This is a genomic window from Kitasatospora sp. NPDC057198 (assembly GCF_042670125.1).
Classification (GTDB): domain Bacteria; phylum Actinomycetota; class Actinomycetes; order Streptomycetales; family Streptomycetaceae; genus Kitasatospora.
Genome location: NZ_JBHUWH010000088.1, coordinates 1 through 21,999, shown reverse-complemented (window position 1 = coordinate 21,999; position 21,999 = coordinate 1). Strand labels below are relative to the sequence as shown.

At 74.8% G+C, this 21,999-nt stretch carries 16 protein-coding genes; 10 read left to right on the top strand and 6 right to left on the bottom strand.

What is annotated here, in order from left to right; translation table 11 throughout:
* Positions 1-2,714 (bottom strand): BTAD domain-containing putative transcriptional regulator (locus tag ACFUEL_RS13400; protein WP_380236296.1); only part of this gene is annotated, 2,714 nt, incomplete at its 3' end.
* A 419-nt stretch (positions 2,715-3,133) separates the two neighbouring features.
* Entirely contained in the window at positions 3,134-4,456 is a 1,323-nt protein-coding gene (locus ACFUEL_RS13395) for a chloride channel protein (RefSeq protein ID WP_380236295.1), read from the bottom strand.
* Between the two features lie 141 nt (positions 4,457-4,597).
* On the opposite strand from ACFUEL_RS13395, the gene ACFUEL_RS13390 reads away from it, so the two are divergent.
* Positions 4,598-4,822 carry a hypothetical protein gene (locus tag ACFUEL_RS13390; protein WP_380236293.1) on the top strand — a complete coding sequence of 75 codons (225 nt, stop codon included), beginning with the start codon at positions 4,598-4,600 and terminating at the stop codon, positions 4,820-4,822.
* 229 nt (positions 4,823-5,051) lie between these two features.
* A complete protein-coding gene (locus ACFUEL_RS13385) occupies positions 5,052-5,612 on the top strand; it encodes a methylated-DNA--[protein]-cysteine S-methyltransferase (protein WP_380236292.1) in 561 nt (186 codons plus the stop codon).
* A gap of 36 nt (positions 5,613-5,648) precedes the next feature.
* Here the strand turns inward: ACFUEL_RS13385 and ACFUEL_RS13380 are convergent, their stop codons facing one another.
* Positions 5,649-6,746, bottom strand: coding sequence for an ATP-grasp domain-containing protein (locus ACFUEL_RS13380; RefSeq protein WP_380236290.1), 1,098 nt, complete (start codon positions 6,744-6,746; stop codon positions 5,649-5,651).
* 481 nt (positions 6,747-7,227) lie between these two features.
* On the opposite strand from ACFUEL_RS13380, the gene ACFUEL_RS13375 reads away from it, so the two are divergent.
* Positions 7,228-8,634, top strand: a complete 1,407-nt coding sequence (locus ACFUEL_RS13375; protein ID WP_380236288.1) for a family 2B encapsulin nanocompartment shell protein — start codon at positions 7,228-7,230, stop codon at positions 8,632-8,634.
* A gap of 197 nt (positions 8,635-8,831) precedes the next feature.
* On the top strand, positions 8,832-9,833 hold the full coding sequence (locus ACFUEL_RS13370) for a family 2 encapsulin nanocompartment cargo protein polyprenyl transferase (RefSeq protein WP_380236300.1): 1,002 nt from the start codon (positions 8,832-8,834) through the stop codon (positions 9,831-9,833).
* 210 nt (positions 9,834-10,043) lie between these two features.
* On the opposite strand, the gene ACFUEL_RS13365 is transcribed toward ACFUEL_RS13370, so the two are convergent.
* On the bottom strand, positions 10,044-11,039 hold the full coding sequence (locus ACFUEL_RS13365; protein WP_380236287.1) for an NAD-dependent epimerase/dehydratase family protein: 996 nt from the start codon (positions 11,037-11,039) through the stop codon (positions 10,044-10,046).
* 198 nt (positions 11,040-11,237) lie between these two features.
* Here ACFUEL_RS13365 and ACFUEL_RS13360 point away from each other — a divergent pair, with 198 nt between their 5' ends.
* Genes ACFUEL_RS13360 through ACFUEL_RS13345 form a run of 4 tightly spaced genes read left to right on the top strand, consistent with a single transcriptional unit; the run spans position 11,238 to position 16,318 of the window.
* Positions 11,238-12,593, top strand: a complete 1,356-nt coding sequence (locus tag ACFUEL_RS13360) for a DUF1254 domain-containing protein (protein ID WP_380236298.1) — start codon at positions 11,238-11,240, stop codon at positions 12,591-12,593.
* A gap of 27 nt (positions 12,594-12,620) precedes the next feature.
* The gene (locus ACFUEL_RS13355; RefSeq protein WP_380236286.1) at positions 12,621-13,952 is read left to right on the top strand and encodes a DUF1254 domain-containing protein; all 1,332 of its coding nucleotides are present in this window, start codon (positions 12,621-12,623) and stop codon (positions 13,950-13,952) included.
* A gap of 18 nt (positions 13,953-13,970) precedes the next feature.
* Positions 13,971-14,639, top strand: a complete 669-nt coding sequence (locus ACFUEL_RS13350; RefSeq protein ID WP_380236284.1) for a GAP family protein — start codon at positions 13,971-13,973, stop codon at positions 14,637-14,639.
* A complete protein-coding gene (locus tag ACFUEL_RS13345; RefSeq protein ID WP_380236282.1) occupies positions 14,639-16,318 on the top strand; it encodes a SulP family inorganic anion transporter in 1,680 nt (559 codons plus the stop codon). The genes ACFUEL_RS13350 and ACFUEL_RS13345 overlap by 1 nt, the downstream gene beginning before the upstream one ends.
* A 117-nt stretch (positions 16,319-16,435) precedes the next feature.
* Here the strand turns inward: ACFUEL_RS13345 and ACFUEL_RS13340 are convergent, their stop codons facing one another.
* Positions 16,436-18,205 carry a hypothetical protein gene (locus tag ACFUEL_RS13340; RefSeq protein WP_380236280.1) on the bottom strand — a complete coding sequence of 590 codons (1,770 nt, stop codon included), beginning with the start codon at positions 18,203-18,205 and terminating at the stop codon, positions 16,436-16,438.
* A gap of 152 nt (positions 18,206-18,357) precedes the next feature.
* On the opposite strand from ACFUEL_RS13340, the gene radA reads away from it, so the two are divergent.
* Both radA and disA read left to right on the top strand, forming a co-directional pair.
* Complete coding sequence (gene radA / locus ACFUEL_RS13335; RefSeq protein WP_380236278.1) at positions 18,358-19,890, top strand: DNA repair protein RadA; 1,533 nt, start codon at positions 18,358-18,360, stop codon at positions 19,888-19,890.
* Between the two features lie 129 nt (positions 19,891-20,019).
* Positions 20,020-21,126 (top strand): DNA integrity scanning diadenylate cyclase DisA, encoded by a 1,107-nt coding sequence (disA, locus tag ACFUEL_RS13330; protein ID WP_051827880.1) that lies wholly within the window; start codon positions 20,020-20,022, stop codon positions 21,124-21,126.
* A 159-nt stretch (positions 21,127-21,285) separates the two neighbouring features.
* Here the strand turns inward: disA and ACFUEL_RS13325 are convergent, their stop codons facing one another.
* Positions 21,286-21,885 carry a helix-turn-helix domain-containing protein gene (locus ACFUEL_RS13325; protein ID WP_380236277.1) on the bottom strand — a complete coding sequence of 200 codons (600 nt, stop codon included), beginning with the start codon at positions 21,883-21,885 and terminating at the stop codon, positions 21,286-21,288.
* Positions 21,886-21,999: the final 114 nt, after the last annotated feature.

Here is a 21,999-nt window from a genome sequence, read left to right as displayed (position 1 = left end):
GCCTCGGCCCGGCCGCGCCACTCCTCCGCCGTGATGTGCCAGGAGGAGACCAGCGGGGAGGGCTCCGTCGCCATGGTGAAGTAGCGCAGGGCCTCGGCGGGGTCGTCCAGCCGCAGGTGGGCGAAGCCGATGTTCCCGAGGCCCACGCTGACCACGAAGCCGAGGTCGTGCCGCAGGCCGAGGTCCACGCTGCGCTGGTGGTAGGCGATGGCGAGGTGCGGGTCCTCGGGTTCCACCAGGTTGCCGAGGGCGCTGAGCCTGAGGGCCTCGCTGTAGTGGTCGCCGTTCCGGACGGCGAGGGCCAGGGCCTCCTCCAGGCAGGTCCGGGCGTCCTCGGGCCGGCCGAGGTCGGTCAGCAGGAGGCCGCGGTTGCCCATGAGGCGCTGGCGCCACATCGGGTCGTCGACCAGGGGGAGGCAGCGGTCGATCAGTTCGAGGGCGAGGAGGTTCCGGCCGGAGTTGTAGTGCGCGTGGGCCATGTCGCTGAGCGCGTACGCCTGCGCGGTCCGGTCGCCGTCCCGCACGGCCGTCCGGTGGACGAGTTCGTACATCCGCAGGGTGTCCGTGCGCTGGCGGATGCGCAGGTACGGCAGTAGTGCCCGAGCGAGCGGCGAGACCTCGTCGATGCCGGCCCAGGGCGCGGCGGTGACCTGTTCGACGATGGGCAGCAGGTTGTCGAACTCGGCGTCGCAGAGGGCCAGCGCGTCGTCCTCGCTCAACGGGCCGGCGGGGTCCACCGCGGGCAGTTTCCGGTCCTGGCAGATCCTGGGGTCCAGGGCGGCCGCCGTCCGGACGACCACGGACTGGTACCAGCCGAGCGCGGCCCGGACGTACCGGGTGCGCTCGGCGGGGTCGGGGACGAGTTCGCGGGCGTAGTCGCGCACCAGGTCGTGCGGGGCGTACCGGTCGGGCCGGGGCTCGTCCAGCAGGGCGGCCTCCACCAGGCGGTCGAGGGCGGCGCCGGCCTGGGCCGGGGTGATCCGCAGGACGGCGGCGAGCAGCGGCGCCGAGTAGTCGGGCAGGTCGAGCGCGCCGACCACGGCGAGCGCCTCGGCGGCCCGCAGGTCCGGGCGGCGGGTGGAGGCGCGCAGCGCGTCGTACGTCAGGGCGAGCGACTGGCGGATGCTCAGGTCGTCGAGTTCGAGCTCGTCCAGCCGGTCCCCGTGCTCCTCCAGTCGGCCGACCAGGCCGCGGACGGGCAGGGTGCGGCGGGCTGCCAGCCGGGCGCCGGCGATCCGCAGGGCGAGCGGCAGCCGCCCGCAGAGCCGGACCAGCCGGGCCAGGTCGGCCTGCTCGATGGCGACCACGGACCGGTCGACGGTGGCGCGGCCCGCGGTGCGCTCGACCAGGGCGATGCTGTCGCGCTCGGAGAGGGCGTCGAGCCGCAGGTGCAGGGTGCCGTCCAGGGTGTGCATGGGCGCGCGGCCGGTGACCAGGACGGCGCAGCCGGGGGCGCCGGGCAGCAGCGGACGGACCTGGGCGGCGTCGGCGGCGTCGTCCAGGACGAGCAGGGTCCGGGTGCCGGCCAGCGCGCTGCGCAGTTGGGCGGCGGCGCTCCCGGGGTCGTCGGGCGCCGCGTCGGGGGCGGTGCCCAGGCCGTGCAGCAGGGCGGTGAGCGCGGCGTGGGCGGTGAGCGGGGCCAGGCCGGGGGTGGCGCCGCGCAGGTTCAGGAACAGCTGCCCGTCGGGGAACTCGGCGCGCAGCTCGTCGGCGCACCGCACCGCCAGCGCGGACTTGCCGACGCCCGCCATGCCGCTGACCACGGCGACCGCCGGCCGGTCCGGGTCGTCGAGCAGGGCGCGGCGCAGTGCGGCCAGCTGCTCCTGGCGGCCGACGAAGTGGACGGCGGGGGCGGGTATTTGGGCCGGTTTCGGCCTCCTGTCGGGCGCGGGCCCGGGCGCGGGCGCGGTGGGCTCCGGTGCGGCGGTCGGGGCGGTGGCGACGGGCGCGGGTGCGGTGGGCGCGTCCGCGCTCCCGGCCGGTTCGGCGAGCAGCAGTCGGTGCTCCTCCCGTACGGCGGGGCCGGGTTCGACGCCCAGTTCCCGGACCAGGGCGGTGCGCAGGCGCTGGTGCACGGCCAGCGCGCGGGCGCGGTCGCCGGTCAGCCGCAGGGCCCGCATCAGCTGGGCGTGGAAGGCTTCGCGCAGCGGGTGCTCGCCGACCAGGCGGGTCAGCTCGGGGACCAGCGCGTGCGGGCGGCCCAGGCGCAGTTCGGCGTCGAAGCGCCACTCCAGGAGCAGCAGCCGGCTCTCCCGCCACTGTTCGCAGACCGCGTGGCTCCCGGCGGGCTCCGGCAGGTCGGCGAGCGGCTCGCCGCGCCACAGGGCGAGGCCGGCGGCGGTCTCGGCCAGGACGGCGCCCGGGTCGCCGGCCTCGTGGGCGGCGCGGGCGCGCCGGACCGCCGCCTCGAACCGCCGGGTGTCCAGTTCCTCGTCCGCCACGACGAGCCGGTAGCCGGAGGGGGTGGCGCGCAGCCTGGTCCCGTCCTCGTCGCCGAGCGCCCTGCGCAGCCGGGCGACCAGGTTGCGCAGCGAGGCTTCGGCGGTGGCGGGGGCGTGCTCGCCCCAGAGCGCGTCGACCAGGCGGTCGAGCGAGACCGGCCGGTCGGCGTCCAGCAGCAGGACGGCGAGCAGGGTGCGGGCCTTGGGGCCGCGGACCGGACAGTCGGCCGTTCCGTCGTGGGCCGTCAGAGTGCCGAGCAAGCCGAAGCGCACCGTGCTGCTCCCTGTCCGCGCGCGCCCCCCGCCGACTCCCCATCGGCGCACGTTAGGCACATGTTATCGGCCGATTATCGGCCCGATCCAGGCTTGCCCCGTTGCCCCACGGATCGTCCGCCGGAACTCCACCCCGACCTCCGGCCCGGCCCCGCACGGAGAAGAGCATGACCCGCACCCGGAACACCGCCCCCACCCGCACCCGGCGGGACATCGCCTGGTCCTGACCGAGCCCGACCGACCCGGCCCCCGCCGCCACCCGGGGCCGGACCGACCCGCGGCCCGCCCGTGCGCCGGCACGCCGGCCGCGCCCCGCCGAACCCCGCACCGACGGCAGCCGCTCGCCGCCGCCCGGGGCGTCGGCACCCGCACCGGACGGGGGGAGGAGGGGAACCCCCGTCCGGTGCGCCGGACCGCGGCTAGGCCACCGAGTGGTCCGGCGCCGCCACCCGGTGCACGAACGTCGCGGTCAGGAACGCCACCACCGCCGAGACGATCAGCAGCGGCATCGAATCCGCCGCCTGCTCGCCCAGCAGCGCCGTCGCCAGCACCGTACTGGTCACCGGCAGCCGGGTGACCGCCGCGCTGCTCGCCGCCAACCCCACCGCCAGCCCCGCCTCGACCCCCATCCCGGGCAGGCCGCCTACCGCCACCCCGAGCGCCGAACCCAGCAGCACCGCCGGGAAGATCGGGCCACCGCGCAGCGACCCCAGCGCCACCCCCCAGGCCAGCCCCTTGAACAGCACCAGCGCCAGCAGCGCCCCCACCGACCAGCTCGCCGGGTCCGCCGCCAACTGCCCCAGCGTGGCCTGCCCCGACAGCGCCGCCTCCTCCGGCGACCGCCCGGTCACCAGCGCGTACCCGGCGATGAACACGCCCACCAGCACCGCGCAGAACACCGTCCGGGTCGCCGTCCGGTGCGCCGTGAACCCGGCGAAGCGGTGCCCCACCGTCTGCCCCGCCACCAGCACCACCGCGATCACCACCGCCAGCGGCACCCCCCACAGGAAGTCCCCGGCGTCCGGCAGCCGCGCCTGCGGCACCGAGGGCAGGCTCAGTGCGCCGATCGACAGCCCCGTCCAGTGCCCGAACCCGGTGAACACCAGCGCGCCCACCCCCGAGGCCAGCAGGCACGGCAGCAGCAGCAAGGTCAGCTGCGCCCCGCCCAGGCCCGCCGCCTCGACCATCATCACCACCGCCACCAGCGGGCTCCCGAAGATCGTGGCGATCGCCGCCGTCGACCCGGCCGCCCCCAGCATCGGCCCGACCACCGGACTCGCCGCCCGCTTCGCCGCGCTCACCGTCAGCAGCGCCAACCCGCTGCCGATCGCCATCAGCGGCGCCTCCGGGCCGAGCACCGCACCCAGCGGCAGCGCCGCCAGCGCCGCCAGCACCACCGACGGCACCTCCACCGGCAGCGTCGGCGGCCCGCCCAGCCCCAGCACCGGCACGTGCCCGCCCCGCCCCGGCATCCGGGTCACGATCGGCGCCAGCAGCAGACCGGCCAGCGCCAACGCCGGCAGCGGCCACCACCACGGCGCGTGCGGGTGACCCCACTCCTTCGGCAGCGTCTCCCACACCCAGTGCTGCAGCTCGTGCTCCAGGCTGACGAAGCCGAACGCCGCCAGCGAGACCGGCACCCCGACCAGCGCCGACACCAGGAGCAGCCGCCCGTACCCCGGGCTGCGGAGCAGCTCGCGCAGGCTGGGCGGCTGGGACGTACCGGCGGCCTGTGCTGGCATCTGCGCTCCCTGTCACCCGGCGGACACACCTGCCCCGACCGTCCGTCGGCCACCCGGACCCCGGCCATCGGGGTGGGCCGAACGGGCGAGCGGGGCCCCGGCGGTCGTACGGTGGACGGAGGACCGATCGAGGAGGACGCGATGCCCGGTTCCATGACCATCGGCCACACCGACGCCCTGGTGATGCTCAGCCACGACGACGCCGAACGCCTCTCGGCCGTCCTCGCCGGCCTCTCCGCGATGGCCGCCGGCGGCCACCTCTCCACCGAACAGCTCGCCGCCCTGGGCACCGGCGAGGCCCCCGACCGCGCCGAACTCGCCACCTGGTCCCGCACCCTCGCGACCTACCTCCGCGACCACCTCTGAGAGACCCCTCCAGGGGCCCGGGAGAGCACCGCCAGGGGCTCGGGGAACGGCGAGTCCGTGCTGCTGGTGGCCGGAGCCCATCGATGTGTCCGTGCTGCTGCGTGTAGTAACAGAACCGGAAGCCGATGCGCGCTCCGGCAGTGCACCGTCAGCAGACCCGGGCTCGCCGTTCCCCGAGCCCCTGGCGGTGCTCTCCTGCACTTCTGGCGGTGCTCTCTACAGTGGAGGGATGGAGCTCTCCTGGGTGACCGTCCCGACCCCGCTGCCCAGCGGGCCGATGCGGTTCGGGGTGACGGACCGGGGCGTGGTGGCCGCGAGCTACCTGTGCGACACGCCCGTTCCGGAGTGTGCCGACGCCCGCCGGGTCGATCTGGTGCGGTCCCGGGTCGGTGAGTACTTCGCCGGTGCGCGGCGGGAGTTGGGGCTGCCGATCGACTGGAGCGGGGCCTCCGGGCCCCACCTGGTGGTGCTGCGCTGCCTGTTGGCGACCGTCGGCTGGGGGCGGACCGTGACCTACGGCGAACTCGCCGCCCGTAGCGGGGTGTTCACCGACCCGTCCGAGCCGGGAGGGCCGGGAGTGCCGGGGGCGTCGGGGGTGCCGGCCCGGACGGTGGGGCAGATGATGGGCGCGAACCCGCTGCCGCTGCTGGTGCCCTGCCACCGGGTGGTGGCCGCGGACGGCCTGGGCGGCTTCGGCGGGGCGTGGCACGGGGTGGAGACGAAGCGCTGGCTGCTCACCCTGGAGGGCGTGCTGCCGCCGACCCTGGACTGGTCCGGGCCGACGGCCTAGCGGAGGGCCCGACGGGAGGGTCTGGCGGAAGGGCCGCTACACGGAGACGGTGGCGGCGGTCCGCCGCTCCGCGCCGCCGATGCGTTCCAGCGCAGGGGCCGCGGACTGCCGGGGCAGCACCGCCTGGATGCTGGAGACCAGGGTGTACTCGCCGAGCGTGAGTTCGTCCGTGTCGGGGAGCAACGGCCTTGCGCCGAGGGCGAGTTCGACGGCCGCGGCGGGCAGGTTGAGCCCGCACACCCGGAGCTGGTGCAGGCCGCCGGAGGGGCGGGTGTTGACGTCGAGGACGACCGGGCGCCCGGTGCTCCGCTCGTGCCGGAACTGCACGTTCGACAGGTGGCCGACGCCGAACTCCTCGACCAGGCGGCGGGCGGGTTCCAGGTAGGCCGGGTCGAGGGTGAAGCCGCGGCGGCGGCCCCGCTTGGTGCGGCCGACCGCGGCCAGCACCCGGCCGTCCTGCTCGGCGAGGCAGTCCACCGAGACCTCGGGGCCGTCCAGGTAGGGCATCACCAGCAGTTCGGCGGGGGCGGTGGAGCGGTCCAACGCGCCCAGCACCTGGTCGAGTTGGACCCGGGCGTCGACGTACCCGGCGAGCCGGTGGAGGCCGAACGGTTCGCGGGTGAGGACGCGGAAGCCCTCGCCGCCCGCGCCGGAGGAGGGCTTCAGGCAGGCGGCCGCGCCGGTCGCCTCGATCTCCTCGACGGCGGCGAGCAGTTCGGAGGCGGTGTCGGCCTGCCGCCACAGCGGGGTGGGCAGTCCGACCGCGTCCAGGGCCCGGTAGCCGTCGGCCTTGCTGGCGAACAGCGATATCGCGGAGGCGGGCGGGCAGACCAGCGCGGTGCCCAGGGCCTCGAAGTCGCGGCGGCGCATCGATATCGCCAACTGGTGCAGCCGCGGCAGGAATACGTCCACGTCATGGCGAGCGCAGAATTCCAGCGCGAATTCCACGTACGCCTCGGCGGTCAGCCCGTCCGGTTCGAGGGCGCCCAGGTCGGCGGCGGCGATGACGGGGGAGTCGGGGTCGACGTGGGTGGCCAGGACGTGCACCGGGCGCGGCGCGGTCCGCAGCAGGTCGATGAAGAAGACGTTCTCGGCGTAGGTGCGGTTCAGCCAGACGCGGACGGGCGCGGTCACGAGGGTCTCCCTGGAGGAGGGCGTGCCAATGGGGAGGTCACCGACCGGTTCGCCTGCGCTGTGGCGGCGGTCACCACGCGGTGAGGGGGCCACCTTAGCGCTGTTCCGCGGCGATTCGAACAGGGGGCTGGTGAGCAGCGCGGACGCCTGGAACGAGGGGTCGGAAAAGGGGTTCCGGGCCGTTTCTGACAAGGCCCCGACAAGCCTTCGACAAGCCCCCGACAAGGCCCCGACAAGCTTCCGGCGGGCATCCGGCGCGCCCTCGAACGGGCTCTCGAACGGGTTCTCGACGGCCCCCGGGAAGCCTCCGGGAAACACGCCGGGGGGGCGCCCGGATCGAACGATGATCGATTCAGTGCGCTGGTCGCACTATTGCGTCCATGCGCCTGAATCACCCCCACGAGTGATTGCCGCCTCACCTGAACGGCCGTCAGCATGGTTGCCGCAACGTGCCGTCGACGCGATCAGGGGCTCCTCCGAAATGACGACCGAAACCACCGCCGGAATTCCCCAGACGAGGCCGCAGAGCAGCCTCTCGGTGGCGGCCGCCAAGAACCTCGCGTCGACCACCAAGTCGGCCCCGCAGATGCAGGAGATCAGCAATCGCTGGCTGCTCCGCGCGCTGCCCTGGGTCGAGGTCTCCGGCGGCACCTACCGGGTCAACCGGCGGCTGTCGTACGCCGTCGGCCGCGGCCGGGTGGGCTTCGCGCAGACCGGCCGCGAGGTCTCGGTCGTCCCGCCCACGCTGCGCGAGGTCCCGGTGCTGCGCGGTTTCGAGGACGACGCGCTGCTGGCCGAGCTGGCCGGCCGCTTCGTCCAGCGCGACTTCGCGGCGGGCGAGGTGCTGATCGAGCAGGGCACCGAGATCGACGAGGTGCTCCTGGTCGCGCACGGCAAGGTCGACAAGATCGGCACCGGCAAGTACGGCGACCCGACCGTCCTCGGCACCTTCGCGGACGGCGACCACATCGGCGACGAGGCGCTCACCGTGGCCGACCGCCGCTGGCCCTACAGCATCAAGGCCGCCACCGCCGGCACCGTGATGGTGCTCGCCTGGCCCGCCTTCCAGGAGCTCGCCGACCGCTCCGAGGCGCTGCGCGACCAGATCCTCGCCTTCATCGCCGACTCGCAGCTCCCGCAGACCCACAAGGGCGAGGCCGCGATCGGCATGTCGGCCGGCCACGAGGGCGAGCCCGTCCTGCCCACCGCCTTCGTCGACTACGAACTCAAGCCGCGCGAGTACGAGTTGAGCGTCGCCCAGACGGTGCTGCGGGTGCACAGCCGGGTCGCCGACCTCTACAACAAGCCGATGGACCAGACCGAGCACCAGCTCCGGCTGACCGTCGAGGCGCTGCGCGAGCGCCAGGAGCACGAGCTGGTCAACAACCCGGAGTTCGGCCTGCTGGCCAACGCCGAGTACGGCCAGCGGATCCAGACCCACTCCGGCCCGCCCACCCCGGACGACATGGACGAGCTGCTCTGCCGCCGCCGCAGCACCAAGTTCTACCTGGCCCACCCGAAGGCGATCGCCGCCTTCGGCCGGGAGTGCAACAGCCGCGGCCTGTACCCGGAGGCGATCCGGTTCGAGGGCCGGACGGTGCCGAGCTGGCGCGGCGTCCCGATCCTGACCTGCAACAAGATCCCGGTGGTCAACGGCACCACCTCGATCCTGGCGATGCGCGTCGGCGAGGACAACCAGGGCGTGATCGGCCTGCGCCCCGGCGCGCTGCCCGACCAGGTCGAACCCGGGCTGAACGTCCGCTTCATGGGCATCGACGAGAAGGCCGTGGTCAAGTACCTGGTCAGCGCCTACTACTCGGCGGCGATCCTCGTTCCCGACGCCATCGGCGTCCTGGAGAACGTGAACGTCGCCCACTGGCAGCACTGACCACCGGGCGGGCCCACCGTCCTGGGCCCGCCCGCTCCACCGCCTGACGGCCCGTCAGCGCGCGTTCCTGCCGCCCCGCAGCCGGGGCCGCCGAGGGGGAGGACTTCACCATGGCCGTCACCGTGCCCGAACGCGGGCAGCACGGCGAGAGCGCACCGGCCGCGGCCGCCGACGGCGGGCGCGACACCGCCGAGGCGATGGCCCTGCTGGTCCGGGCCCGCGGCGTCGTCGGCCCCGCGCTGCGCGCCGCCGTCGACACCCTCCCCGACTCGATGCGGCTGGTCTCCGGCTACCACCTGGGCTGGCTGGAGGCCGACGGCACCCCCAGCGCGCTCGGCGCGGGCAAGGCGATCCGCCCCGCGCTGGTGCTCGCCGCGACCACCGCGGTCGGCGGCCGCCCGCAGGACGCGGTCCGCGCCGCGGCCGCCGTCGAGCTGGTGCACAACTTCACCCTGCTGCACGACGACGTCCTCGACCGCGACCACACCCGCCGCCACCGCCCCACCGCCTGGCGGGTGTTCGGCACCACCGGCGCGATCCTGGCCGGTGACGCCATGCACTCCCTCGCCCTGCGGGTCCTCGCCGAGGACCCGCACCCGGCCGCCGCCGCGTCCGTCCGCCGCCTCGCCGACTGCGTGGTCGAGCTCTGCGCGGGCCAGCAGGCCGACTGCTCCTTCGAGCAGCGCTCCGACGTCACCCTCGCCGAGTGCCTCACCATGGCCGAGGGCAAGACCGGTGCCCTGCTCGGCTGCGCGTGCGCGCTCGGCGCCCTGTACGCGGGGGCGGACGCGGAGACCGCCGACGCGATGGACGCCTTCGGCCGCGAGATCGGGCTCGCCTTCCAGCTGATCGACGACCTGATCGGCATCTGGGGCGACCCGGCGGTCACCGGCAAGCCGGTGGGTGCCGACCTCGCCGCCCGCAAGAAGTCCCTCCCGGTCGTGCACGCCCTCTCCTCCGGCACCCCGGCCGGCGCGGAACTCGCCGCCCTCTACGCCACCGGCCGCCCGCTCAGCCCCGCCGAACTCGCCGCCGCCGCCGACGCGGTGGAGCGGGCCGGCGGCCGCAACTGGGCCCAGACCGAGAGCTGCGACCGGATGGCCGCCGCCATCGCCCACCTCGCCACCGCCGTCCCCGACCCCTCCGGAGCCGACGACCTCCTGGCCCTCGCCGAACTCGTCACCCGCCGCACCTACTGAACTCAGGGGCTCGGTCGAGAACGGCGGGACGCGAAATCAGGGGCCCGGGGAACAGCGGGTCCGTGCTGCTGGTGGCCGGAGCCCATCGAAGGCCCGTGCTGCTGCGTGCCGTGAACAGAACCCGAAGCCGATGCACGCCACGGCAGTGCACCGCCCGCAGCCACGGTCTCGCCGTTCCCCGAGCCCCTGTCGGTGCTCTCCTGCACCCGCTTATCCGATGATCTTCCGCTCCTTCTCCGGGTCGATCCCCAGCGGCGTGTCCAGCTGCCGGTAGGCGACCTCCGCGCGGCCGCCCGCTTCGAGCCAGGCCCAGGTGTCGGTGACGGTGTCGAGCAGCGGCCGGACGCGCAGGCCCGCGGCGAGGGCGGTGGCAGGGTCGGCCTGCCAGGTGCCGTGCCAGCCTTCGGTGACGGGGGCCCAGAGGGGGAGTTCCACCCAGGGGGAGACCTCGGCGGCGAGCAGGTCGGCGTCCGGCGTCCAGACGAACTCGGCGTCGGAGCCGGTCGCGGTGCGGCAGACGTCGAGGAACTCGCCGGTGGTCGCCGAGCCGATCGGTGCGGTGGTGACGTAGCGCCCGGCCGCGCACCGCTGCGCGAGGTCGAGTCCGAAGGCGGCGAAGTCGCGGGCGTCGATCAGGCTGAGCGGCCGGTCCGGGGCGCCGGGGGCGAGGACGCGGCCGCCGCGGGCGATCCGGTCGAGCCACCAGGGCAGGCGGCCGATGGGTTCGTGCGGGCCGATCAGCAGGCCGCAGTTGAGGACGGCGGCGGGCCCGTCGAAGTTGTCCGCCAGGGCGCGTTCGCAGCCGGCCTTGAGGGCGTTGGCGAAGGGCTGGTCGGGCGGGAGGTCGCCGGGGCAGTCGAGGGTGGGGGAGTCGGCGTCGACGGGGCGGGCGGGCCAGTCGGCGAAGGCGTGGACGGAGGAGACGAAGCCGTAGTGCCCGGCGCGGCCGCTGAGCAGCCGGGCGGCGGTGGCGACGTCGTGGGGCTGCTGCCCGGAGGTGTCGACGACGGCGTCCCACCGGCGGCCGTCGACGAGGCGCCGCAGGTCGTCGGGGTTCGTACGGTCGCCGTGCACGGCTTCGACGCCGGGCGGGTCGGTGCGGCTGACGCCGCGGTTGAAGGTGGTGACGCGGTGGCCGCGGGCGATCGCCTCGGTGGCGTAGGCGCGGCCGAGGAACTTGGAGCCGCCCAGCAGAAGGATGTCCATGCCCTGCAGGGTCTCCGGGGCGGTGGCCGTCCATGCGCCGCGTTCGCCGGGGGCGGAGCGTTTTCGCCGGCAGCAGACGGCTGGTCAGAAGCCGGGTCGGGCTGCCGGTCGGAGTGCCGATCGCGGGGGGAGCACATAGCATCCCGGTGTACCGCTATGTCTGAATGATCCCTTTCGTGGGGGAGATGGGTGGGCGAGATGGGTAACCCGGCCGGTGCGGATCCGCGGGCGGTGCGGCGGACGGCGGCGCAGGCGTGGATCTGGGGCTACCCGCTGCTGGAGAACTACCGGACGGTCTACCCGCAGGCGATCGACGACGCCGACCCGCGGTACGTCGGCGGCTTCGGCGTGTTCCGGCACTACCCGCACCCGTTCACCCCGGACAACACGGACGTGGTGACGCCCGACAACGACACCCCGTACTCGTGGGCCTGGCTGGACCTGCGGGCCGAGCCGTGGGTGCTGGAGAAGCCCGCGACCGACCGGTACCACGTGCTGCCGGTGCACGACCTGGATACCGCGTACGTCGGCTTCGTCGGCTCGCGGACCACCGGCGGCGGCGCGGGCCGGTACCTGATCGCCGGGCCGGGGCACCGGGCGAACCCGCCGGAGGACTTCGACGGGGTGCTGCGGGCCGACACCAACCTGGTCGGCATCCTCGGGCGGACGTTCTCGGCGGGGCCGCAGGACGTGCCGGAGGTCGAGCGGGTGCAGGCCGGCTACCTGCTCAGGCCGCTGAGCGAGCACCTGGGCACGCCCCGGCCGGTCGCGGCGGAGCCGGTGTGGCCGGTGTGGCGGGGCGAGGAGGTGCTCGGCACCCTGGAGTTCTTCTCGCTGCTGGACTTCCTGCTGGGCTTCTTCCCGGCGCTGCCCGCCGACGCCGACCTGCGCGGCCGGCTGACCGAACTGGGCGTCGGCAGCGGCGACTTCGAACCGGCGGCGCTGCCCGCCGAGGTGCGCGAGGCGCTGCTGGCGGGCATCGCGGACGCCCGCGAGGAGCTGGCCGCAGCGGCGGACGGCACGGCGGACGGCCCGGGGGACGGCGCGGCGGACGGCCCGGGGGACGGCGCGGCGGACGGCGCGACCACCGGCACCGCCCTGTTCGGCACCCGGGAGCAGCTGGGCACCCGCTACCTGGACCGGGCCCGCGGCGCCCGCGAGGGCCTGTACGGGCTGCCCGTCGAGGAGGCGTGGTACGGCGGTCGGGAGTCGCCGGCGGGCGGCCGGGAGCCGGCGGTGCTGCGCTTCGCGGCCGGGCAGCTCCCGCCGGCCCGGTTCTTCTGGTCGGCGACCGCGTACCGCCTCCCGGAGCGGCTGCTGGTCGCCAACGGGATCGACCGGTACTCGATCGGCGACCGCACGCCCGGCCTGGTGTACGGCGAGGACGGCTCGCTGACCCTCTACCTCCAGCACCAACGCCCCACGGAGCCGGAGGAGTTCGCGAACTGGCTGCCCGTCCCCGAGGGCCCGTACTTCGTCGCGGTGCGCGCCTACGGCCCGGAAACCGCCCTGCTGGACGGCAGTTGGCGGCTGCCCACGCCCACTCCCCGCTGAAGCAACCGACCAGACAAGGACGTTCGCATGGCTGACGCCACCCCCGAGATGCTGGCCGCCGAGGCCCTGGTGTACGGATCCCCGCTGGTGGCCAACCTGACCGCGGTGGACACCATCGTCCGCCGGGGGATGAGCGCGATCGGCCCGACGCCGTGGAACACCATCGGCCACGCCTCCGAACTCGCCGACCCCGCCTCGCACTTCGTGTCGGTGAACAACGACACGGTGTACTCGGTGGCCCCGCTGGACCTCTCCGCCGGCCCGCTGCTGCTGCACGTCCCGGACACCGGCGGCGCGTACGACGTGCTGCAGTTCATCGACGCCTGGACGAACAACTTCGCCTACGTGGGCCGCCGTTCGTCCGGCACCGCCGAGCAGACCTGGCTGGTCGCCCCGCCCGGCTGGCGGGGCACCGGGCCGGAGGGCGTGCCGGTGATCACCGCGCCGACGACGGTGGCGGTGATCGCGGTGCGCAACCACTGCGCCGGGCCGGACGACCTGGACCGGGTCCGGGAGCTGCAGCGGCAGTTGACGCTGACCCCGCTCGCGGACGGCGGCGCCCCGGCCGGGCTGCCGGAGCCGGAGGCCGGCGTCCCGGAGGAGCTGCTGTTCCTGGAGAAGCTGCGGCTGTGGATGGCTGCCTTCCCGCCCGCCGCCCCCGACGTCGCCTTCCAGCAGCGCTTCGCCCCGATCGGCCTGCTCGACCGGGGCCGCTCGCCGTACCTGGACGGCCCGGCCGAGTGGGCGGCGGCGCTGGCCAAGGGCCTGGAGGCGGGCCGGGAGCGGGTGGAGGCGGCGACCGTCGGCACCAGCGACCCCACCGGCGAGTGGGCGGCCAACCTGCACCTGTTCGACTACAACCTGGACTTCCTCGGCCCCGGCACCCGCGACGAGCCGCAGTGGCGGATCGCCGACCGCCGCGCCGCGTACCTGACCCGCGCGGTCGCGACCCGGGCCGGCCTGTGGGGCAACCACGCCTACGAGGCCGCCTACGCCACCACGTACAACGACGCGGACGGCGTCCCGCTGACCGGCGCGCACGCGTACACCCTGCGGTTCGAGAAGACCCCGCCGGTGGGCGCGTTCTGGTCGGTGACGATGTACGGCACCCCCGAGTACCTGCTGGTCGCCAACGAGATCGACCGGTACTCGATCGGCGACCGCACGCCCGGCCTGGTGTACGGCGAGGACGGCTCGCTGACCCTCTACCTCCAGCACCGACGGCCCACCGAGCCGGACGAGTTCGCGAACTGGCTGCCCGCGCCCGCGGGCGGGTTCCGGCCGATGGTGCGGATGTACCAGCCGCAGGACGCGGTGCTCGACGGCAGCTACCGGCTGCCCGCCGTCCGGCTGCGCTGACCGGGGAGGGGAACGGACATGGGAGACGCGATCGGGCAGATGCTGGCCTCGGCGGTCGGCATCGCGATCAGTCCGCTGCCGCTGATCGCGGTGATCCTGATGCTGGCCACCCCGCGCGGACGGTCCAACGGCATCGCGTTCACGGCGGGCTGGGTGGTGGCGCTGGCCGCGGTCACCACCGTGGTGGTGCTGGCCGGCTCGGGCATCGACACCAGCGCCGGGACGCCCGACTGGTCGTACTGGGTGAAGCTGGTGCTGGGCGTGCTGTTCCTGCTGCTGGCGGCCAAGCAGTGGCAGGGCCGGCCCCGGGAGGGGAGGGTCGCCGAGCCGCCGGGCTGGATGCGGGCGATCGACCGGTTCACCCCGGCGAAGTCGGCGGGCCTGGCGGCGGCGCTGGCCGCCGCGAACCCGAAGAACCTGGTGCTGGCGGTCGGCGGCGCGGTCTCCATCGCCACCAGCGGCGCGAGCGGCGGCGGCAAGGCGGTCGCCGGGGCGCTGCTGGTGCTGATCGGCTCGCTGTGCACGCTGCTGCCGCTGGGCGTCTACCTGCTCGGCGGGGCGCGGGCGACCGAGGTGCTGGGCGGCTGGAAGGCGTGGATGTCCGCGCACAACTCGGCGATCATGCTGGTGCTGCTGCTGGTCCTCGGCGCCAAGTACATCGGTGACGCGGTGGCGGGCCTGACCTGATGCGGCTGCCGTCCCTGCGTTCCCCGGGCCGGCCGAAGCCGAGCGACGTCACCGCCGGCCTGGTCACCGGCCTGTTCTCGATCCCGGAGGGCATGGCGTACGCGTCGATCGCCGGGTTCAACCCGGTCGCGGGCCTGTTCTCCGGCGTCGTCCCGGCGGTCGTCGGCTCGCTGACCGCCCGCACCGTGCTGATGGTCACCACCCTGACCAGCGCCATCGCGCTGACCTCGCAGAGCGTGCTGAGCGACGCCGGGCTCGATCCGGCGGACGCCGGGAACGTGGCGCTGCTGGGCGTGCTGTCCGGCGCGGTGATGCTGCTGATGGGCCTGCTGCGGCTGGGCGTGGTGCTCAGCTTCGTCTCCAACGCGGTGATGGTCGGCTTCTCCACCGGCATCGCGCTGCAGATCGTGGTCGGCGTGCTCAAGGACGCCACCGGCTACCAGCCGCACGGCCACAACAAGCTGGTGCAGCTCGGCGACTGGCTGGTGCACCCCGGCTCCTGGGAGCTCGCGGCGACGCTGACGGCGGCGGCCACCGTCGCGGTGTGGGCGCTGGCGCACGCGGTGAAGCGGCTGCGGACGGTGGCGCTGCTGGTGGCGATGGTGCTGGTCAGCGCGGGCGTGGCGGTGCTCGGCACCGACGTCGAACTGGTCGGCGGGATCGCCGACATCCCCGCCGCGCTGCCGCACTTCACCGCCCCCGACTGGTCGGCGACCCGGCACCTGCTCGGCGGGGCGCTGTCGATCGCCCTGGTGGCGCTCGCCCAGGCCGCCGGGATCAGCCCCTCGGTGCCCAACCCGGACGGCTCGAAGTCCAGCGTCAACGGCGACTTCACCGCGCAGGGGCTGGCCAACGTCACCGGCGCGCTGTTCCAGTCGCTGCCGGTCGGCGGCTCGCTCTCGCGCACCGGCGTCGCGGTCTCGGCCGGGGCCCGCACCCGCTGGGCGGGCGTGTTCTCCGGCGTCTGGCTGGCGCTGATCGTGCTGGCGCTGGCCCCGCTCGCCGAGCACATCCCGATGCCGGTGATCGGCGGGCTGATCATCGTGGTCGGCGGCGAACTGATCGTCGGCAAGGTGCCCGACATCAGGCTGGTGCTGCGCACCTCGAAGCTGTCCGCCGCCGCGATGGCGGTCACCTTCCTGGGCACCACCCAGCTGCCGCTGCAGCAGGCGATCATCCTCGGTGCGGTGCTCTCGCTGCTGCTCTACTGCGTGCAGGCGTCCCGGCAGGCGAAGCTCACGGCGCTCGACCGCACCCCGGACGGGCACTGGGAGCTGGCCGGCGTCCCGGCCGAACTGCCGGCCGGCCGGGTCACCGTGCTCGCCTACAGCGGGGTCAGCCTGTTCGCCGAACTCCCGCTGATCGAGGCCGAGTGGCCCCGCGCCCCCGACGGGCCCGCCGTGCTGGTGCTGGCGGTGCGCACCGTCCCCGACGTGCCCTCGTCCAGCATGGTCAAGCTGCTGCGGCGCAAGAGCGACGAGCTGGGCGCCCGCGGCGGACGGTTGATCGTCGCCGGGGCGCAGCCCTCCTTCGTCCGGCTCGCCGAGCACACCGGCCTGGCCGGACTGCTCGGCCCGGACGGAGTCGTTCCCGCCGACCCCGTCCTGGACGCCTCGCTGGAGGAGGCCGTGGCCCGCGGTGAGCGCTGGCTGGCGGGCGAGCGCACCGCGGCGGACTGAATCACCCGGCACCCGACCGCCGCCGGGCACCCTCCCGGGCGGCCGGTCCCGGTTCCTCTCCCGCTCCTATCCCTCCCCTCCCTCCCACCTCTCCCGCCCTCCCGTTCGCCCGCCCCGTCAGGACGCGCTCGGGGACGCCGGCTCGGAGGCCGGCGCGGAGGCGGAGGGCGAGGCCGGGGCGGACGAGGACGCGGGGGCCGACGGGGACGGGTCGGCCGGGGCGGACGCCGACGGCGAGGGGCTCGACGGGGCCGGGCCGGAGGCGCTCGCGGAGGGCGAGGACGAGGGGGAGGTCGGGTCCGTGCCGCCGGCCGGGGAGCTCGGCGAGGACGTCGGCGTGGACGTCGGCGAGGACGTCGGCGTCTGGCCCGGGGTGGGCACGCCGCGGTGGTCGGTGCCGCCCTCCAGGGTGACCACCGCGCTGGACGGCGGCAGCGCCAGGTGGGCCGTCCAGCGGGCCTGCGGGGCGCGCGACTCGTCCACCGTGACGGTCACGGTGATCCGCTGGCCGGGGGCCAGGGTGCCGGCGTCCCGGCTCAGCCGCAGCCAGTCCGCGTCCAGCACGGCGTGCCAGGACAGCGGCGCGTCACCGGAGTTGGTCAGCGTCAGTACAGTGCGGCTGCCGTACGCGCCCGCCTCCACGGTCAGCCGGCTCCCGGTGGCGGCGGACGGCGGCGGGACGGGCTCGGCGGTCAGCGCGGGGCTGGACAGCGGCGCGGCCCCGGGCGAGGGCACCGGCACCACCGGGCCCTGAACCGTCGGCAGGGACGTTTCTGCGGTCACCGAGCCGACCAGTTCCATCGTCGAGACCCGGGCGACCGGCGGCAGCGCGGCCACCGCGACCGACGTCGGCTCCGGCACCGGGACGCGCTGCCCGGACGCCGCCGTCGGGTCCACCCGCACCGAGGACACCGCCGAGGCGTGGTCCTCGGCGCCGCCCCGGTGCGCGCTCCACAGCGCCACCACCGGCGCGGCCAGCACCGCCGCCAGCACGCCGGTGGTCACCACCCGCTGCCGCACCGCCGAACCGCGCGGCGCCGAGGGCATCCGGTGCCGGGGGAAGCCGCGCTGGTCGAACCGGGGCTCCGCCGGGCCCTGCGCGATCCGCCGGCCCGCCGCCGCGCCCGCCAGGAACGCCGTCCCGCCGCTCGGCGCCACGGCCGGGCGCAGCGGTCCGGGCGCGGCCAGCAGCGGCAGGCCCGGCAGCCCGGCCAGGCCGTGCCCGAGCTGCCCGGCGACCCGCTCCGCGGTGCCCCGGCAGGTCGGGCACTCCACCAGGTGCGCCACCAGCTCCCGGCGCAGCGCCGGGCCCAGCACCCAGCCCCGCCAGGACTCCGCGCCGACGCCGCCGAGCTGGGCCAGCTCCGGGCAGGAGCCGACGCCGAGCACCAGCAGCGCCGTCCTGGTCCGGCCGACCTCGGCGCCCGCCGCGTCCAGCAGCGCCGCCGCGGCCTCGGCGCTCAGGCCGAGCACCGCCGCGACCTCCGCGCCGTCCAGCCGGTGCCGCACCGCCAGCTCCAGCGCCTCGCGCTGCTCCGGGTCGGTGCCGGCCGCCTCCGGCCAGGCCAGCGAGGCGAGTTCGCGCCGCCGCTCGCGCAGCGTGCCCGGGGAACCGGGCGGGGACGCGTCGTCCCCGCCGGCGGCGCCCTCGAGCCGGGCCAGGCAGCGGTGCCGGGCCAGCGCGTACAGCCAGGCGCGCAGCAGCGCCGGGTCGTCGAGCCGGTCGCCGTGGCGCTGGGCCAGGTCGCGGACTTCCAGGACGGCCGCGGTGGCGGCTTCGTGCTCGCAGAGCACGGACAGGCAGTAGGTGAACAGCCCGTCGACGCACGCGCCGTACGCCCGGAGTACCGGGGAGGGGCCGACGGGGTGGGGCTGGACGGTGGTCACCCGACCGACGGTAGGCAGCCGAAACCCGCCACCCGGGGGGTTTCGGCCGTTTGTCCTTCTTTCGGGTAACAGGACCGATTCCTTGTTCGCCCGGATGACGCCGTTCGGGTGACATCCGGGCGATGTCGGTGCGAGGCGCTACCGTGGCCCGCATGGCTGCCCGTACCAAGACCACCGCCAAGCCGCGCCCCTCGTACCGCTGCACCGAGTGCGGCGCCCAACTGCTCAAGTGGGTCGGCCGCTGCCCCGAGTGCAACGCCTGGGGCACGGTGGAGGAGCACGGCGCCGTCCCGATCCGGACGACGGCGGCCGGGCCGGTCTCCGCGCCCGCCAAGCCGATCGGCCAGGTCGACGGGCAGGTGGCCACCGCCCGCTCCACCGGCGTCCCGGAGCTCGACCGGGTGCTCGGCGGCGGCCTGGTGCCGGGCGCCGTGGTGCTGCTGGCGGGCGAGCCCGGCGTCGGCAAGTCCACCCTGCTGCTGGACGTGGCGGCGAAGGCCGCCTCCGACCGGCACCGCACGCTGTACGTCACCGGCGAGGAGTCGGCCGGCCAGGTCCGGCTGCGCGCCGACCGGATCAACGCCCTCTCCGACCACCTCTACCTGGCCGCCGAACAGGACCTGGGCGCGGTGCTCGGCCACATCGACGCGGTCAACCCCTCGCTGCTGATCCTGGACTCGGTGCAGACCATCGCCTCCGCCGAGCTGGACGGCGCCCCCGGCGGCCCGGCGCAGGTCCGCGAGGTGGCGGGCGCGCTGATCCGGGCCTCCAAGGAGCGCGGCATGGCCACCCTGCTGGTCGGCCACGTCACCAAGGACGGCCAGATCGCCGGCCCTCGCCTGCTGGAGCACCTGGTGGACGTGGTGCTGTCCTTCGAGGGAGACCGGCACGCCCGGCTGCGGCTGATCCGCGGCGTCAAGAACCGCTACGGCGCGACCGACGAGGTCGGCTGCTTCGAGCTGCACGACGAGGGCATCGTCGGCTTGGCCGACCCGTCCGGCCTGTTCCTGACCCGCCGTGACAAGGCCGTCCCCGGCACCTGCCTGACGGTGACGCTGGAGGGCAAGCGCCCGCTGGTGGCCGAGGTGCAGGCGCTGATGGTCGACTCGCAGATCCCCTCGCCGCGGCGCACCACCTCCGGCCTGGAGTCGCCGCGGATCGCGATGATCCTGGCGGTGGTCGAGCGGCACGGCGGCGTGAAGCTCGGCAAGCAGGACATCTACACGGCCACCGTCGGCGGCGTGAAGCTCACCGAGCCCTCGGCGGACCTGGCGATCGCCCTGGCGGTGGCCTCCTCCTCGACCGACACGCCGCTGCCCAACAACCTGGTGGCGATCGGCGAGGTCGGCCTGGCGGGCGAGGTGCGGCGGGTGACGGGCGTGCAGCGCCGGCTCGCCGAGGCACACCGGCTCGGGTTCACGCACGCCCTCGTCCCGCCGGACCCGGGCAAGGTCCCGGCGGGCATGAAGGTGGTGGAGGTCGCCGACATCGGCGAGGCGCTGCGCGCGATCCCGGGCCGCCGCCCCCGCTCGAAGCCCAAGGCGGACGCGGCACCGCCCGCCCGCACCCCCGCGGATCCGGGCGCCCAGGCACTCGCCCGGGCCCGCGACCGGGCCCCCGTCCCGGCCTTCCCGGAGGAGCTGATGGCGGGCTGGGAGCCGGTCGACTCGGACGAACTGGCCTGACCCACGCCCCGCCGAGGCCGTACGCAGTTAGACTTCAGCTGCTCATAGGCATCATTCGCAGCAACATCAGACAGACCGACAGACCGTCGGCCGCCGCGGCACACGGTTCGGGTCGGCCCAAGGAGTCACGTGGCAGCCATCGACCGGGCGGACAAGTCCTCCCGCGAGGAGGCCCTGCTGCGGGCCTCCCTCAGTGCGATCGCGCCGGGCACGGCACTGCGGGACGGCCTGGAGCGGGTGCTCCGGGCCAACACCGGCGGCCTGATCGTCCTCGGCTTCGACAAGAGCGTGGACGCGCTGTGCACCGGCGGTTTCGTGCTGGACGTCGAGTTCACCGCCACCCGGCTGCGCGAACTGTGCAAGCTGGACGGCGCGGTGATCCTCGACAAGGACCACGCGAAGATCCTGCGCGCGGGCGTCCACCTGATGCCGGACGCGAACATCCCCACCGACGAGACCGGCACCCGCCACCGCACCGCGGAGCGGGTCAACCGGCAGACCGGCTACCCGGTGGTCGCGGTCTCGCACTCGATGCGGCTGATCGCCATCTACGTCAACGGCGCCCGCCGGGTGCTGGAGGACTCCACCACCGTGCTGTCCCGCGCCAACCAGGCGCTCGCCACCCTGGAGCGCTACAAGCTCCGCCTCGACGAGGTGGCCGGCACCCTCTCCGCGCTGGAGATCGAGGACCTGGTCACCGTCCGGGACGTCTCGGCGGTGGTGCAGCGCCTGGAGATGGTCCGGCTGATCGCCGGCGAGATCGCCGGGTACGTGCTGGAGCTGGGCACCGACGGCCGGCTGCTGTCGCTCCAGCTGGACGAGCTGATCGCCGGCGTCGAGCCGGAGCGCGAACTCGTCGTGCGCGACTACTTCCCGGACCGCGCCGCCAAGAAGGGCCGCACCGTCGCCGAGGTGCTCGCCGACCTGGAGGCGCTCACCCACGCCGAACTGCTCGACCTGCAGACCGTCGCCAAGGCGCTCGGCTACACCGGCACCCCGGAGTCGCTGGACTCCGCGGTCTCCCCGCGCGGCTACCGGCTGCTGGCCAAGGTGCCGCGGCTGCCCAACACCGTCATCGAGCGGCTGGTCGACCACTTCGGCGGCCTGCAGAAGCTGCTCGCCGCCTCGATCGACGACCTGCAGACCGTCGAGGGCGTCGGCGAGACCCGGGCCCGCTCGGTGCGCGAGGGGCTGTCCCGGCTCGCCGAGTCCTCGATCCTGGAGCGGTACGTCTAGTGCCGCGTCAGGCAACCTTCGCCCGTCGCGACGCCCGGCACGCACTCTCGCCGCACCGGCCGAAAACCCAAGTACATCCAGTACGAGGGCTTCCGGCCGGCACGCCGATAGCACGCACCGGACGCCGCTCCTTCACGGCAAAGGTTGCCTGACGCGGCACTAGCTCTGCTCGGCCTTCGGCGGGTCCACCGTGTAGAGCAGCGCGAACAGGGTCGCCTCGACGGCGTCCGGGTCGGCGGAGTCGTCCCCCGCGAACGCCTCGTCCAGCGCCCCGTCGATCCGTTCGCGCAGTCGCCGCAGCCGTTCCGGGCTGAGCCGGAGGGTGGCGTGCGCGAACTTGCCGGCCCGCTTCTCCGGGGCCATGTCGACCCGTCCCGCCAGGAAGTACCGCTGGAACTCGGAGCGCACCAGGTCCATCGCGGCCAGCACCGCCTCCAGCACGGCCGGCTGTTCCCCGCCCTCCGCGAACACCTGCGGCGACAGCCGCAGTGACTGCTGCGCCGAGCGGTAGCGGCTCTCCACGATCCCGGAGACCAGCCGGGTCTCCGCCACGTACACCAGCCCGGTCTGCTCCAGCTGCTTGACGTGCCGATACAGCTTGGTCGGCGCCTCGTCGAGCTCGGCGGCGACCTCCTTCACCGACACCGGCTCCGGGTCGCGCTTCATCAGCACCCCGAGCACGGCCAGCCGCAGCGGGTCCGCTAGGGCCTTCAGCGTCGCGACGTCCGTGACCTCGCGCTCCTTCATCTGATCCACCACGTCCACATTCAGCCATGGCGTCAACGCTTGCGCAATTATTCTCCGCCGTGCAACCATTCACGTCTACAAGCATTGTTTTTAAGGCGTCTAAATAGGGGACGAAGAAAACGTGGC

What these genes read in the sequence shown, in the direction of transcription:
- ACFUEL_RS13360 (WP_380236298.1), top strand. Translation starts at nt 11,238, where the DNA reads ATGGGTAACCCGGCCGGTGCGGATCCGCGGGCGGTGCGGCGGACGGCG.
- ACFUEL_RS13350 (WP_380236284.1), top strand. Translation starts at nt 13,971, where the DNA reads ATGGGAGACGCGATCGGGCAGATGCTGGCCTCGGCGGTCGGCATCGCG.
- radA (WP_380236278.1), top strand. Translation starts at nt 18,358, where the DNA reads ATGGCTGCCCGTACCAAGACCACCGCCAAGCCGCGCCCCTCGTACCGC.
- ACFUEL_RS13395 (WP_380236295.1), bottom strand. Translation starts at nt 4,456, where the DNA reads ATGCCAGCACAGGCCGCCGGTACGTCCCAGCCGCCCAGCCTGCGCGAG.
- ACFUEL_RS13390 (WP_380236293.1), top strand. Translation starts at nt 4,598, where the DNA reads ATGCCCGGTTCCATGACCATCGGCCACACCGACGCCCTGGTGATGCTC.
- ACFUEL_RS13345 (WP_380236282.1), top strand. Translation starts at nt 14,639, where the DNA reads ATGCGGCTGCCGTCCCTGCGTTCCCCGGGCCGGCCGAAGCCGAGCGAC.
- ACFUEL_RS13355 (WP_380236286.1), top strand. Translation starts at nt 12,621, where the DNA reads ATGGCTGACGCCACCCCCGAGATGCTGGCCGCCGAGGCCCTGGTGTAC.
- ACFUEL_RS13375 (WP_380236288.1), top strand. Translation starts at nt 7,228, where the DNA reads ATGACGACCGAAACCACCGCCGGAATTCCCCAGACGAGGCCGCAGAGC.
- ACFUEL_RS13365 (WP_380236287.1), bottom strand. Translation starts at nt 11,039, where the DNA reads ATGGACATCCTTCTGCTGGGCGGCTCCAAGTTCCTCGGCCGCGCCTAC.
- ACFUEL_RS13385 (WP_380236292.1), top strand. Translation starts at nt 5,052, where the DNA reads ATGGAGCTCTCCTGGGTGACCGTCCCGACCCCGCTGCCCAGCGGGCCG.
- ACFUEL_RS13370 (WP_380236300.1), top strand. Translation starts at nt 8,832, where the DNA reads ATGGCCCTGCTGGTCCGGGCCCGCGGCGTCGTCGGCCCCGCGCTGCGC.